We start from the raw sequence: 13,616 nt of genomic DNA, 5'->3' as shown, positions 1-13,616 counted from the left end.
ATCGGGAGGCTCTACGTGAACAGTCCCTGACCCCAGTACTGCCCCTCGGCGAGGCCGGGCGGGCAGGCGAAGAGGGCGGACCCGACGTGCTGGATGTACTCGTTCATCGCATCGTTCCGGGACAGGTTGAGTTGCATCGGCACGAACTGTTCCTGCGGGTTGCGGCAGTAGGCGATGAAGAAGAGTCCGGCGTCGAGGTGGCCGAAACCGTCGGAGCCGTCGGTGAAGTTGTATCCGCGACGGAGGATCTGGATGCCGCCGAGTTCCTGAGCGGACGCCAGCCGCACGTGCGCGTCGACGTCGATCACCGGGTCGTGACCCTTCTTGGAATCGAGGTCGAGTTCGTCGAATTCCGCCTTGCCGCTCAGCGGGGCGCCGGTGCCCTTGGACCGTCCGATCACTCGTTCCTGCTCGCCGAGCACGGTGCGGTCCCACTGCTCGATGAGCATGCGGATCCGCCGCGCCACGAGGTATGCGCCGCCGCCCATCCACGCCTGGTCGTCGCCGGACGCCACCCACACGTGCTGATCGAGGATGCCGGGTTCCTCGGCCTTGATGTTGTTCGTTCCGTCCTTGAACCCGAACAGGTTTCGCGGTGTGTCCTGGGTGGTCGACGTCGACGAGGTGCGGCCGAACCCCAGTTGCGACCACCGGACCGAGGCCGTCCCGAACGCGACGCGCGCCAGGTTGCGAATGGCGTGCACGGCCACCTGCGGGTCGTTGGCGCACGCCTGGATCGCGATGTCGCCACCGCTGCGCGCCGGGTCCAGGTTGTCCGCCCGGAAGTGCGGAAGGTCGACGAGCGCGGCGGGCTTCTTGGACGCGAACCCGAACCGGTCGTCGAACAGTGAGGGCCCGAACCCGATGGTGAGCGTCAGCTGGGACGCCGGAAGGCCGAGCGCCTCACCGGTGTCGCTGGGCGGGACGTAGGCGCCGTCGCCGATGGCACCGTCCGGGGTGGCCTCCTCGCCGGCGGTCATCCGCGCGGCCATCTCGGTCCACTTCTTCAGGAGTGCTTCGAGTTCCTCACGGGACTTCGTGGTGACGTCGAACGCCACGAAGTGCATCCGGTCCTGCGCCGGCGTCACGATGCCGGCCTGGTGTTCACCCCGGAAGGCGACGACGTCGGCGTGCGAGAGTGGCGGTTCGGCGGCGGTGGCGCGCCCGACCAGTGCACCGGCGCCGGCGAGGGCGGCTCCCGCCCCGACGGCGCCGAACAGACGTCGTCGGGACATGCCCTTGCGCTCGTCCGGCGAGGTGGTCGTGTCGGTCGTACCGGTTGGATCAGTCATGATCATGCGCCTGCTACCACGCCCTGAACCTGGCTGACCTCGGCCGAGAGGGCGTCGATCTTGCGCGACAGTTCCTGGCGCTGTTGTTCGTTGACAGTGTCGTAGAAGACGAACCCGTCGCCCTGGCGGTACTGAGCGAGTTCGGCATCGAGGTCCGCGAAACGCTGGGTGATGTTCGCGGACAGTTCGGGATTGCGTTCGTCGATGATCGGCTGCAGTGCGGCGACCGCGGCCTGCGAGCCGTCGACGTTGGCCTGGAAGTCCCACAGGTCGGTGTGCGAGAAGATGTCTTCCTCACCGGTGATCTTCGACGTCGAGATCTCGTCGAGCAGCCCCTGCGCGTCGCCGGCGATCTTGGTGGGGTCGATCGTGTAGTCCTCGGCGTTCACCTGGTCGGCGAGGTACTGGACGTCGACGACGAGTTGGTCGGCGATCGCGTTGGTGTCGGGCTGGGGACCGGTGACCCACAGATCCTTCTCGAGCCGGTGGAAGCCTGTCCATTCCTGCCCGGGTTCGAGGTCGGCCTCCCGCAGGTCGAGCTTGGGGTCGAGTTCGCCGAAGCTCTCCGCCTCGGGCTCGATGCGCTCGTAGTAGGTGCGGGAGGCGGGGAAGAGGGCCTTGGCCTGCTCGACGTTGCCCGCCTTGACGGCGTCGACGAACTGCTGCGTCGTGTCCTGCAGCGCGACGACCTGGCTGCGGATGTAGCGGCGGTAGCCGTCGGCGGCCTCGGCGAGTTGCCCGCTCTCGTCGGATGCGCTCATCGAGTCGCCGGTGACGGTGAAGTCCTGACGGATGCCGTCGCCGACCATGCCGGGCTTGCACGCGAGCTGGTAGGTGCCTGCGTCGGGCAGCGACACGATGAGCTGGCGGGTGAGCCCGGGACCGATGTTCTCGACCTCACCCATCGCCCGGTCGCCCTCCGCGTACACGTAGAACTCGGTGACCTTGCTGCCGTTGTTCGTGACCTGGAACGTGTTGTTCCCGGTGGTCCCGGAGTCGGCACTGACGTCACACGTGTCGTCGCTCGCGGTGACGGTGATGTCGTCCGTGCTCGCGGTCGACTTCTCGGTGCAGCCTGCGAGCGCCAGCGGCAGCAGAGCGACCGAGGCGAGGGCGAAGGTGGTGCGGCGCGGGGTCTTCATGGGCGGAAGTTGCCTTTCACGAAACGGTCTCGTCGGGGGTGGGAGTGGCGGTGCGCTCGGGTGCCGCATCAGCTGCAGGTGCAGCGGGGGCCGGTGTGGGTGCGGAGACGGGCCGGAGGAACAGGAACAGGACCACGACGACGTACACGACCCAGGCGACGGCCTGGAGGGCGGTCGGGTCGGGCCGGAAGTTGAAGATCCCCGCCATGACGGTGCCGTACCAGCTGGACGCGTCGTAACCGCCGGAGATGTCGAAGGCGAGTGCCGAACCGCCGGGCAGGACTCCGCCGATCTGCAGGGCATGGATGCCGTACCCGAGGATTCCGGCGGCGACGATGATCAGGAAGATGCCGGTGTACTTGAAGAATTTCGCGAAGTCGAGCCGGACGGCGCCGAAGTACAGCAGGACCGTGAGGACCGCGGCGGCGACGATGCCGAGCAGCAGGCCGACGAGGGGCCAGGCGCTGCCCGCCGTGTTCTCCGCGTACCCGACCATGAGGAGCGCGGTCTCCACGCCTTCGCGGCCGACGGCGAAGAAGGCGAGGGTGAGCACCGCGACGGGACCGGCGACCAGAGCTTTCTCCATGCCCGCCTTGAGGTCGTGGGAGATGGTCCGCGCAGCCTTGCGCATCCACAGCACCATGACGGTGACGATCGCGACCGCGACGAGAGACGCGACGCCGGCGATGATCTCCGCGGTGAGCCCGGTGACGGTGGACGTTCCGTAGTGGATGACGAGGAAGATCGCCGCCACCATCGCCACGGCGATGCCGACGCCGAGCCAGACCCACTTGAGTGCGTCCTTGCGTTCCGCTTTCACGAGGAATGCGGCGAGGACCATGACGACGATGCCCGCCTCGAGGCCCTCGCGCAGGCCGATCAATCCACTGCCGAACAGTTGTGTGGCGATCGACGGCGCGGTCCCTGCGGCGAGGACGGACATGCAGACTCCTGGGCGAGGCGAGGTCGAGCCGAGTGGTCCGCAAGGTTGGGTAGGCAACCTTGCGATAGGCAAGGCGAACCTTAGGCCTGTGGAAAACATACACCGCGCCTCCTTGTCCGAAGAACCCCTCACCAGCACTTTTACAACCCTTTACCTTTGGTGTGTTGTCACGCCGTGACCCGGCTCGGTGTGGGAGCGGTCTCGGGTGGCCGGATCGACGAGTTTCGTGTGGATGATGGAGACGTGAACCGATATCCCGTGCGTCCGAAACGTCGTTCCCGATGGCCCGGACCGCTGTTCGCTCTTCTCGCGGCGACGGTTGTCGTGGTTCTCGCCTACGGCGCGTGCTCGCGGGAACAGCAACCGAGGATCGCGATACCGGAAGGCATCCCGCCCGGGCCGGGGGCGGCGACCCCGCCGATCGACATCAACGCACCGGGACGTTCGGCGGATCAACTGCACGGATGGTCCGCCGAACTGGCCGACTCGATCGGCGTCGGGAGTACCGCGCTCGAGGCGTACGGCTATGCGGCGACGGTGATGGCCGAGACGAAGCCGGAATGCGGGATCGGGTGGACCACCCTCGCCGGAATCGCGAGCGTGGAGAGCCGGCACGGCACCCACGCCGGTTCGACGGTCGGGCCCACTGGTCAGGTGACGCCCGAGATCCGGGGCATCCCCCTCGACGGGGGCCCTGGTGTCGCCGAAATCCCCGACACCGACGGCGGGGCGATGGACGGCGATCCGGTGCACGACCGCGCGATGGGACCCCTGCAGTTCATTCCCGAGACCTGGAAGCGGTGGGGGGTCGACGCCAACGGTGACGGCGTGGCCGACGCCGACAACATCGACGACGCGGCGCTGACTGCCGCCCGCTACCTCTGCGAGCGGGGCGGCGACCTCACCGCTGCGGAGGGCTGGCAGTCGGCGCTGATGGCCTACAACCTCTCGGGGGAGTACCTCACGCTGGTACGTGACCGGGCGTCCGCCTACTCGGTCGGGGTGCGCCCGTAATCCTTCCGCCGCCGGTTCGTGACGTGATCGACGCCACATCGAAAGGTGTCGCGCGGGCGGATCGCCCGGCCGCGGGGCGCGCCATCCCCCGCCGGTTTCGGTGTGCCGTTACGCTGTGTGCTGGCACGATCTGGTGTCCCTGGCACGATCGGATCGGTCGGTGCACAGTGCGAAGCCCATATAAGGAGAATCAGCAAGTGTCCATCATTGAGCAGGTCGGAGCCCGTGAGATCCTCGATTCCCGTGGTAACCCCACGGTGGAGGTCGAGGTGCTGCTCGACGACGGAAGTTTCGCTCGCGCCGCGGTTCCGTCGGGCGCATCGACTGGTGAGCACGAGGCCGTCGAATTGCGTGACGGCGGCGACCGGTATGGCGGCAAGGGTGTCGAGAAGGCCGTCGAGGCCGTCCTGAGCGAGATCGCTCCGGCCATCATCGGGATCGACGCCACCGAGCAGCGGACCGTTGACCAGGCCCTGCTGGACGCGGACGGCACCCCGGACAAGTCGCGTCTGGGCGCCAACGCGCTCCTGGGTGCGTCCCTGGCGGTGGCCCGCGCGGCCGCCGAGTCGTCGGGTCTGGATCTCTTCCGTTACGTCGGTGGCCCCAACGCCCACGTCCTTCCTGTCCCGATGATGAACATCCTCAACGGTGGCGCGCACGCCGACACCGGTGTCGACGTCCAGGAGTTCATGGTCGCCCCGATCGGTGCCGCCACGTTCAAGGAGTCGCTGCGCTGGGGCGCCGAGGTGTACCACGCCCTCAAGTCGGTGCTGAAGGAGAAGGGCCTGGCCACCGGTCTCGGTGACGAGGGCGGCTTCGCCCCCGACGTCGCGGGCACCAAGGAAGCACTGGACCTGATCAGCGTCGCCATCGGCAAGACGGGCCTGGTCCTGGGCACCGACGTGGCACTGGCACTCGACGTCGCCGCCACCGAGTTCTACACCGACGGCACCGGTTACAAGTTCGAGGGCAGCAACCGGACCGCGGCCGAGATGTCGGCGTTCTACGCCGAGCTGGTCGACGCCTACCCGATCGTGTCCATCGAGGACCCGCTGGACGAGGACGACTGGGACGGCTGGGTCGCCCTGACCGATCAGATCGGTAACAAGGTCCAGCTCGTCGGTGACGACCTGTTCGTCACCAACCCGGAGCGTCTGGAAGAGGGCATCGTCAAGGGCGCCGCGAACGCGCTGCTGGTGAAGGTCAACCAGATCGGCACGCTGACCGAGACCCTCGACGCCGTCGATCTCGCGCACCGCAACGGCTACAAGACGATGATGAGCCACCGGTCCGGTGAGACCGAGGACACCACCATCGCCGACCTCGCGGTCGCCGTGGGCAGCGGTCAGATCAAGACCGGTGCCCCCGCCCGCAGCGAGCGCGTCGCCAAGTACAACCAGCTGCTGCGCATCGAGGAGAACCTGGGCGACGCCGCCCGCTACGCCGGCGAGGTCGCCTTCCCGCGGTTCGCGTTCGAAGGCTGACGTTCGACAGTCGAGTAAGGGGTGTTGGGGTAGGTGGCACAGCGCGGCAGGCCGCGGTCGTCCGGAGCAAGTCCGGGCGGCCGGGGCTCCGGGCGTGGTGAACGGGCCCGCGGAAACCGGGCGGACGGCACTCCCGGCGGAGCGCGGCGCCCCCGCACCACCAAGTCGACGACGCCGGGGCAGGCCGACGGCAAACCGGACGCCGTCGACGGCGCCGACACCGGCAAGGTGCTCCCCGGTCGCGCCCGCCCGAGACGGGTGGGCGCGACCGGGGCCGCCCGCGCAATTCGCTCCGAGCACACGATCCTCGGACTGTCGACGGGCAAGGCGCTCGTCCTCGTCATGGTCGTGCTGCTTCTCGCGCTCACCCTCGCGGTTCCGCTGCGCAACTACCTCACCCAGCGTGGGGAAGCGGATCGTATTGCGGCGGAACAGGTTCAGCTCGAGAAGGATCTGCAGGAACTGCGGATACTCGAGGAGCGATACTCCGACCCCGCCTACATCGAGGCGCAGGCACGCGGCCGGCTCCGGTGGGTGAAGCCCGGCGACACCCCGTTCCAGGTGCAGTTGCCCGGCGACTACAAGGAACCGGAGAAGCCGGAGGAGAAGGACGCCGAGATGGCAGGCCCCTGGTACTCCGACCTGTGGAAGACCATTTCAGAACCGCCGGCCGCGCCCGAGGTGCAGCCGGCACCGGCTCCGGCGCCCCCCATGGTGCCGCCGCCCGTATCGCCAGAACCAGGAGAACCCACCGGGTGACCACTTCGTCCGACCCGTCCAGCCCCGTGCCGCAGGAAGACCTCGACGCCGTCGCCGCCCAGCTGGGCCGCGAACCGCGTGGAGTGCTCGAGATCGCGTACCGCAGTCCCGACGGCACGCCCGGCGTCGTGAAGACCGCGCCCAAACTTCCGGACGGAACACCGTTTCCGACGCTGTACTACCTGACCGATCCGCGACTGACCGCGGAAGCCAGCCGGCAGGAGTCCGCCGGGGTCATGCGTGAAATGACCGAGCGTCTCGGACAGGATCCGGAGCTCGCGGCTGCGTACCTGCGCGCCCACGAGTCGTATCTCGCCGAGCGCGACGCCATCGAGCCCCTCGGAACGGACTTCACCGGCGGCGGAATGCCCGAGCGCGTCAAATGCCTGCACGTGCTGATGGCCCACTCGTTGGCGAAGGGGCCGGGCGTCAACCCGCTGGGCGACGAATCGGTGGCACTGGCCGCGTCCGCGGCAGGCGGAAAGCTGAGGGGCACCGCGATTCCCGCGGACTGGCCCGGCATCGACGACGTCGAAAGTCCCGAGCAGTGACGCGCGTCGCCGCCGTCGACTGCGGCACGAACTCGATCCGTCTGCTCGTCGCCGACGTCGACGAGCAGGGCGCACTGCACGACGTGTGTCGCGAGATGCGCGTCGTTCGGCTGGGACAGGGCGTGGACGCCACCGGGCGCCTGGCGCCCGAGGCCATCGAACGCACCCGAATCGCGTTGAGCGAGTATGCCGGAATGATCGCGGACGCCGGCGCCACAGCCATCCGCATGGTGGCCACGTCCGCCACCCGCGACGCGTCCAACCGGGAAGACTTCTTCTCGATGACCCGCGAGGTGCTGGGCGCCGTCATCCCCGGCGCCGGAGCCGAGGTCATCACCGGCGACGAGGAAGCACGGTTGTCGTTCAACGGGGCCGTCGGGGAACTCGATCCGTCGCAGGGACCGTTCGTGGTCGTGGACCTCGGCGGCGGTTCCACCGAAGTGGTGCTGGGCGACGAATCAGGCGTCCACGCCGCCTTCTCCACCGACATCGGGTGCGTGCGCATCACGGAGCGCTGCCTCCACGACGATCCGCCGACCCCCGCACAGGTCGAGGAGGCCCGCGCGTTCGCACAGGAGCGCCTGGGCGAGGCGTTCGCGCGTGTCCCCGTCGAACAGGCCCACACCTGGGTGGGCGTCGCCGGAACGATGACCACCATCGCCGCACTCGCCAAAGAACTGCCCGAATACGACGCCGAGCAGGTGCATCTCTCCCGCATACCGATGCCCCGGCTGCGGGAGGTCTGCGACTCGCTGATCGCCATGACCCACACCGAACGGGCCGCGCTCGGCCCGATGCACCCGGGGCGGGTCGACGTCATCGGCGGCGGCGCGATCGTGACCCTCACACTGGCCGACGCATTCGAGAAGAAGGCCGGCATCGACCAACTCGTCGTCAGCGAACACGACATCCTCGACGGAATCGCATTGTCGATCGCCTGAGTTAGGGTGATCTGCGCACGGTCGCCGAGCGACACCCTCGGCGACCGGTAGCCCCTATAGCCCAATTGGCAGAGGCAGCGGACTTAAAATCCGCACAGTGTCGGTTCGAGTCCGACTGGGGGCACCGTGACCAGCGGAAACGCTGGAATTCGGTACCGAAAGCGGTGAATAGTCACCGTTTATTCACCGCTTTCGGAATCGTCATGACCACCGGTTTCGTCGTCCTCCTCGGTATCGTCGGGGTCGCCGTCGAGACCTGTTCGGCGAATTGCTCGAGCAAAGTCAGATCGGGGGCGTCGACGGCGCGCTCCGCGTAGTGCCACTCGGTCATCCCCGACGTCGAGTGCCCCAACAGCCCGGCCGCCTCGGCGAGGGTCGCCTCCCGGTGCACGAGGATCGCGACGTTTCGGAACACGTGAAACCCCGCCAATTCGGCGGCGGGTGTGCCCACCCTCACGGCCACCAGCAAGGTCACCGCAGTGAAGGCGACGGCTTCCTCCTCCGCGAACACCCCTGTGGTGACCGGGATCAGGAACGCGACGATCGACCCGCCCGCAGTGACTGCGAACGGGTCCGCTCGTGCGCCTCAGATTACGACCAACCCGCCGCGCTTCGGTATCTCGCTTTCGGCGGACTACGGGCGCAACATTGACGTGGCTGAACCCGCCCGGTTGGGCGGCGCTCACCGAGGGGTGCCCGGCCACGACGGTGGCATCGAACGTGTTCAGCTCGATACCCGCCGGCACCCGCAAGGTGTGGACGAAGATCACGCACGGGTACGAGGTCGACACCTTCGGCGTGCGGATCATCGCGGTGTCGAACGGTGCCGTACTCGCGACGAAGCAGGATGTGTACTACAACATGTACAACCTGCAGAACGTGTCGATCACCCACCCCGGCGGCGATATTCGCGTCGAAGTCTACGCAAGCTCCAGCTTTGCCGGCACAAACATCTTCAAGGCGGGGTCGACCGTGGAGCTCGCGGGCGACACCTTCTCGATGGGCATGAACAACACCGGAAGGCAGGCGATCTACGGAACCGCCGATCGGACGGTCGTGGCCTGGACGACACGCCCCGGGTTCACGTCGACGGTCATCACGTCCGACAAGCTCGTCGCACGGGGCCAGATCACAGCTGGTGCGGTCACCCGTGAAGGGTCAGCTGACCTTGCAGGGCGCCCTGTCCGGGGAGGCCATGACGGTCGAACTGATGCGCGGTGCATCGACGGTCGCCGCCACAGGCACGATCTCGTCCGGTGGCATCACGACGGGTGTCATCACGGGCACCATCGCCGCATCCGCGTTGGCGGACGGCTACAACGTCTGGATGCGGGTCCGCAAGACGGGCGGCACGTATTCGTACGTGTCCTCGACGAACACGTACCTGTACTACCAGTAGCCAACGGTCCGACAACCGCCCCCACCCTTCCGAGGGCGGGGGTTTTCGTCGTCTTCCAGGGGACACCAAGGTGATAGTGACCAAGGTCCCTGATTCTCGGGACGATTGGCCGGTAACGCGGAGGCGTGGTACATCCGATACGTAGGCGACGTCCATTGATAACGAAGAAGTAAAGAGCCCTCCATGAGTTCCCCCGTGTCCCATTTCGTCTCCCGTGGTCGGCGACGACTGCACTACTCGACGGCCGGGTCCGGCCCGGTCACGGTGTTCTTCGAGGCCGGCCTCGGCAAGAGCCGGTCGACGTGGGCGCGGGTGCAGCCCGAGGTTGCCGAGTTCGCCCGCACCGTCGTGTACGACCGGGCCGGGCACGGGCTCAGCGACCCCGACGACGAGGGACGCGGCATCCGCCGGTTGCTCGACGACCACCTCGCTGTCCTCGACACCGCGGCCGACGGGCCGTGCGTGTTGGTCGGGCACAGCTACGGGGGACCTCTGGTGCGCCTGGCCGCCCGTTGCCGACCTGACCTGGTGATGGGGGTGGTCCTCGTCGACGAGGTATCCGAGATCGTGCCACCCCGGAAGATGATGGCCGCGATGCGCGGAGCGTCGGCGCTCTACGGCGCCCAGGTCGTCCTGTCCCGCCTCGGTCTGCTCGGTCCGCTACTCGAGCGGTCCTACTACCGCACCCTGACCGGGGACGCGCTCCGCACCGCGGTCGACGAGGGGTCGACCGTCAAGTCCACCCGGGCGGCCCGACAGGAGTGGCGCAATTTCCGCAGCAGCTTCACCGCCCTGCACGAGACAGGACCGCACATTCCGGCGGTGCCACTGACCACGATCTCCTCGAACCGTATCCCCACGAAGCAGGGCTGCGAGCGCGACGTGCTCGGCGCCGCGCACCGACGGGCCGCGGAGTTGTCCGCGCACGGCCGGCACGTGTACGCGGCAGGTCGCAGTCACTACGTGCAGTTCGAGGAGCCGGATCTGGTGGTCGACGAGATCCGGTCGCTGGTGCGCCGGCTGAGTGTGTCTGGTGTTTAGGGCGTTAGTGGTCAACTTTCACCGTTTATTCACCGCTTTGAACGCGGTTGAGCGGTGTCGTGAAGTGTCGTCCATCCAACTGGACAGATAGACATCGCAGGTAAAAGCCCAGGTTTGACGCCCATTCTCCCAGGTGATATTTCACGTGAACCAACACCCGCCAAGTGTCTGGTTCGAGTCCGACTTGGGGGCACCACCACCGTCAGCGGCTATGTGCGGGTCAGCGGTCAGATGCCGTTGCCCATATTCGCGCGGCTTACCGGCGACCTCACGTGGAGTCCCGAGGATGTTCGCTGCCCTGGTTCGCGGTCTCTCACACGGTCCGGTGTCGACCGAACGGGTGAATCTGAGAAGTTCCTGTGGAAGCTGACCGGTCGGTTCTGTACATTCTGGGGGAGCAGGTCGGTTCAAGCAGGGAGTACCTGGCGCTTCGGCGCACCGTTCGAGCAGATCAGCCGCAAGAAATGGGGAGATCGACAGTGAGCCCACGAAGCTCGGCAAACAGATGTCTTGTAGTAGTCCCGGTGTTCGGCCAGATCGAGATGACACACGATCTCATTCCCGAGATTCTGCGTGAGTCGGATCTGGTCGACGTTCTCGTCGTCGACAACCGCGGCGATTACGTGCCGTACGAGGCCGAGCGCGTCATCACGCCGGGGACGAACCTCGGGTGGGCCGGCGGTTCGAACCTGGGATTTCGCATCGCGTTCCGTGAGGGCTACACCCACGCCATGACGCTGAACAACGACACCCGCCTGTCGCCGGGATTCTTCGCCGGTGTGCTCGACGAGAGATTGCCGGGCGACGCGGGTCTCATCGGCCCGGTGTACGACGACACCGGGGGGCATGGTTGGCAGAAGGCCGAATTCGACGGCCCCGCAGCCGAGTACGAGCCGGTCGACCGCTATTGGCAGGTGCCCTGTTTCGACGGCACGGCCATGATGATCAGCGCGGGCGCCTGGGAGGCCGCCGGCGAACTCGATGAACGCACATTCGGGAAGTACGGGTGGGGCGCCAATCTGGACTGGTGCCTGCGAGTGGCGGACGCAGGCTTCGGTATCTACCTCACCGAGATGTCGTATATGAATCATCTTGGCAGAAAGACCGCCACCGCGAACACACACAATCTCCGCTATCTGTTCGATGCAATTCGTGGTTTGCGGGGCGGCATGAGCACCGTCTACGGGAGGAAATGGCGCGACAAGTTCAAGCAAGCGCCGGAGCCCCGGGCACTGGCCGAGGAAGTGTCGGCCTGAGGACGACCTGCCGCCGCACGCTGCTGTCAGGACGCTCGGACGAGTTCTGCCCGCATCTGGGTGAACAGGAACAGTCCGGGGCGTCCGGAGATCCGCTCGTACTCGCGCACGACGTCGTCCATGAACTCCGGCACGGCTGCGTCGTCGAGGTGCGTGGTCCAGTCGGTGGATCCGACGGTGCACCACCGCGCGAATTCCTCCCGGGAACCGAAATCCCATTCGACGTCGCGGACGATGAGGTCGGTGGTGGCGAGTCCTGCTGCCTTCGCGAGGTCGCGGAACTTGTCCGGTTCGACGTGGATGAACGGCGCCGTGAAGTCGGTGAAGAACTCCGCCCACCGTGGGCGCGCCGAGATGGCCATCATCACGTCCTCGACGCTCATCCGCGGGCTCGCGCACACCATCTGGATGATCACACGTCCGCTGTTCACGACGCTGCGGGCGATTCCGGCCAATGCCACCTGCAGGTCGGGGACCCAGTGCAGCGCGTTGAACGACACCGCGACGTCGAACTCGCCGTCGAACGGGAGGGCGCGTGCGTCGGCGATACGGAACTCGGCGCGGGTGCCGTCCGGCAAGACTCTGGATTTGGCCTTCGCGATCATCCGCGGCGATGCGTCCACTCCGACCACCGAACCGCCGGGAAGGCGTTCCGCGATTCGGAGCGTGACGAATCCGTCGCCGCATCCCACGTCGAGCACCCGTTCATTGCCCGCGAGGGCGAGTTCCGCGATCGACTCCTCCGCGACGGCGCGCTGGAGGGCGCCGACGTCGGCGTAGCCTTCGCCGTCCCAATCGACCATGACGGCCGGGCCCGGCCTACCTCAGGCGCCCTGGTGGTGCGGGCTCGAGTGTGCGCCGCCCCCGGCCCGCGCGATGGACGCGCGGACGCGGGCAGTGGCCTGCCAGATCTGGGTGCTGTCGTGGACGCTTATGACCGGTATGCCCTGCTCACGGGCGTGCTGAACGGTCAGTGCGTCCTGGGGTGAGCCGACCCCGTCGAGGACGTCCTCGGTGACGATCGCGCAGAGTGCGGGGCCGTCCATCTTCCGGACGGGCTCGAGTCCGTGGACCACCATCCACTGCTTGACCATCGCCCAGTGCGACACCTCTTTGTACCGCGTGGGGTTGCCGATGAAGAGAACCCGACGGGAGCGGCGGGCGCGAGCGATATCGATGTGCGTGACGGTAGCCATGGCGGAGGGTTCCTGTCCGTTGCGGGATTCCGTACTGTCAATCCCCAATCGCAGCGGTTTCGTTACGCACCGGTCCAAGAAGTTCGCCATTCCCGCGTACGTGAGTGAGAAAGAGTGCTCGAACACGCTTTGCCGGTCACGTACGTACGGTCCGTCAGCTGCCGAACGGGCTGCCGGACGAGCCTCCGCCGCCCGGTCCCGACGTCTCGGTGACGGTGACGACGGTGGGTTCGACGGTGCCGTTGGTCAGCGGCGGGATGCTTCCCCACTGTTCGAACGACGGCACGCTCGAGCAGGACCATTGCACCGCGTACTCGCCGGGGTCGAGGGTGGCCCTGAGCTCGCCGTCGTCTCCGCCCATTACGGTGGCCGGGCCCACGGTGGCGGCCGAAACGGTTCCGTCGACGGACCGGACGTTCATCACGCACACCACTGCCCCGGGGGCGGCGTACCGGACGTCCATCACCACGACATTCCCGTCGACGCCGATACCGACCGTGAGGTCTTCGGGTGCCGCGGACGCGGTGGGGGCGGCGAGCAGACTCGCGCCGGCGACAGCGGCGGCGATACCTACGGTTCGTGCAATCGTGACCTTCAT

General features: G+C 67.2%; 15 protein-coding genes and 1 tRNA gene. 9 read left to right on the top strand and 7 right to left on the bottom strand.

Translation table 11 applies throughout. The features are described 5' to 3' along the window. Nucleotides 1–11 precede the first annotated feature (11 nt). The 3 genes from efeB to efeU are packed head-to-tail and all read right to left on the bottom strand — an operon-like array spanning nt 12 to nt 3,377. On the bottom strand, nt 12–1,292 hold the full coding sequence (gene efeB, locus JVH1_RS07510; protein ID WP_029539509.1) for an iron uptake transporter deferrochelatase/peroxidase subunit: 1,281 nt from the start codon (nt 1,290–1,292) through the stop codon (nt 12–14). Between the two features lie 2 nt (nt 1,293–1,294). Next, nucleotides 1,295–2,434, bottom strand: a complete 1,140-nt coding sequence (gene efeO, locus JVH1_RS07505) for an iron uptake system protein EfeO (RefSeq protein ID WP_009479014.1) — start codon at nt 2,432–2,434, stop codon at nt 1,295–1,297. 16 nt (nt 2,435–2,450) lie between these two features. Further along, nucleotides 2,451–3,377: an iron uptake transporter permease EfeU gene (gene efeU, locus JVH1_RS07500; protein WP_009479015.1), complete on the bottom strand. Its 927-nt coding sequence runs from the start codon at nt 3,375–3,377 to the stop codon at nt 2,451–2,453. A gap of 243 nt (nt 3,378–3,620) precedes the next feature. On the opposite strand from efeU, the gene JVH1_RS07495 reads away from it, so the two are divergent. The 6 genes from JVH1_RS07495 (at nt 3,621) to JVH1_RS07470 (ending at nt 8,250) form a co-directional block, all read left to right on the top strand. Further along, nucleotides 3,621–4,391 (top strand): lytic transglycosylase domain-containing protein, encoded by a 771-nt coding sequence (locus JVH1_RS07495; RefSeq protein WP_043781923.1) that lies wholly within the window; start codon nt 3,621–3,623, stop codon nt 4,389–4,391. A gap of 197 nt (nt 4,392–4,588) precedes the next feature. After that, a complete protein-coding gene (eno, locus tag JVH1_RS07490; RefSeq protein ID WP_005238851.1) occupies nt 4,589–5,875 on the top strand; it encodes a phosphopyruvate hydratase in 1,287 nt (428 codons plus the stop codon). 33 nt (nt 5,876–5,908) lie between these two features. Continuing rightward, nucleotides 5,909–6,634, top strand: coding sequence for a septum formation initiator family protein (locus tag JVH1_RS07485; RefSeq protein ID WP_009479018.1), 726 nt, complete (start codon nt 5,909–5,911; stop codon nt 6,632–6,634). Then, entirely contained in the window at nt 6,631–7,185 is a 555-nt protein-coding gene (locus JVH1_RS07480) for a DUF501 domain-containing protein (RefSeq protein ID WP_009479019.1), read from the top strand. The genes JVH1_RS07485 and JVH1_RS07480 overlap by 4 nt, the downstream gene beginning before the upstream one ends. Continuing rightward, nucleotides 7,182–8,126 (top strand): Ppx/GppA phosphatase family protein, encoded by a 945-nt coding sequence (locus tag JVH1_RS07475; RefSeq protein ID WP_009479020.1) that lies wholly within the window; start codon nt 7,182–7,184, stop codon nt 8,124–8,126. Before JVH1_RS07480 ends, JVH1_RS07475 begins: the two co-directional genes overlap by 4 nt. A 50-nt stretch (nt 8,127–8,176) precedes the next feature. Next, nucleotides 8,177–8,250: transfer RNA gene (locus JVH1_RS07470), tRNA-Leu, on the top strand. 48 nt (nt 8,251–8,298) lie between these two features. Here JVH1_RS07470 and JVH1_RS07465 read toward each other — a convergent pair. After that, nucleotides 8,299–8,601 (bottom strand): hypothetical protein, encoded by a 303-nt coding sequence (locus JVH1_RS07465; protein WP_157174083.1) that lies wholly within the window; start codon nt 8,599–8,601, stop codon nt 8,299–8,301. Nucleotides 8,602–9,276: 675 nt separating this feature from the next. On the opposite strand from JVH1_RS07465, the gene JVH1_RS07460 reads away from it, so the two are divergent. The 3 genes from JVH1_RS07460 to JVH1_RS07450 all read left to right on the top strand — a co-directional run bounded on the left by JVH1_RS07460 (nt 9,277) and on the right by JVH1_RS07450 (nt 11,822). Beyond that, entirely contained in the window at nt 9,277–9,525 is a 249-nt protein-coding gene (locus tag JVH1_RS07460) for a hypothetical protein (protein ID WP_009479022.1), read from the top strand. Between the two features lie 183 nt (nt 9,526–9,708). After that, a complete protein-coding gene (locus JVH1_RS07455) occupies nt 9,709–10,566 on the top strand; it encodes an alpha/beta fold hydrolase (RefSeq protein WP_157174084.1) in 858 nt (285 codons plus the stop codon). Between the two features lie 542 nt (nt 10,567–11,108). Further along, on the top strand, nt 11,109–11,822 hold the full coding sequence (locus JVH1_RS07450) for a glycosyltransferase family 2 protein (protein WP_371112953.1): 714 nt from the start codon (nt 11,109–11,111) through the stop codon (nt 11,820–11,822). A 26-nt stretch (nt 11,823–11,848) separates the two neighbouring features. Here the strand turns inward: JVH1_RS07450 and JVH1_RS07445 are convergent, their stop codons facing one another. From JVH1_RS07445 to JVH1_RS07435, 3 genes are all read right to left on the bottom strand, one after another. Then, nucleotides 11,849–12,625 carry a trans-aconitate 2-methyltransferase gene (locus tag JVH1_RS07445; protein WP_009479026.1) on the bottom strand — a complete coding sequence of 259 codons (777 nt, stop codon included), beginning with the start codon at nt 12,623–12,625 and terminating at the stop codon, nt 11,849–11,851. Nucleotides 12,626–12,646: 21 nt separating this feature from the next. Continuing rightward, complete coding sequence (locus JVH1_RS07440) at nt 12,647–13,018, bottom strand: hypothetical protein (RefSeq protein WP_009479027.1); 372 nt, start codon at nt 13,016–13,018, stop codon at nt 12,647–12,649. Nucleotides 13,019–13,172: 154 nt separating this feature from the next. Next, nucleotides 13,173–13,616 carry a hypothetical protein gene (locus JVH1_RS07435; RefSeq protein ID WP_009479028.1) on the bottom strand — a complete coding sequence of 148 codons (444 nt, stop codon included), beginning with the start codon at nt 13,614–13,616 and terminating at the stop codon, nt 13,173–13,175.

The sequence above is a fragment of the Rhodococcus sp. JVH1 genome, from assembly GCF_000280725.2.
GTDB classification, from domain to species: Bacteria; Actinomycetota; Actinomycetes; order Mycobacteriales; family Mycobacteriaceae; genus Rhodococcus_F; species Rhodococcus_F jostii_A.
This window is presented reverse-complemented; position numbering and strand designations above follow the sequence as displayed.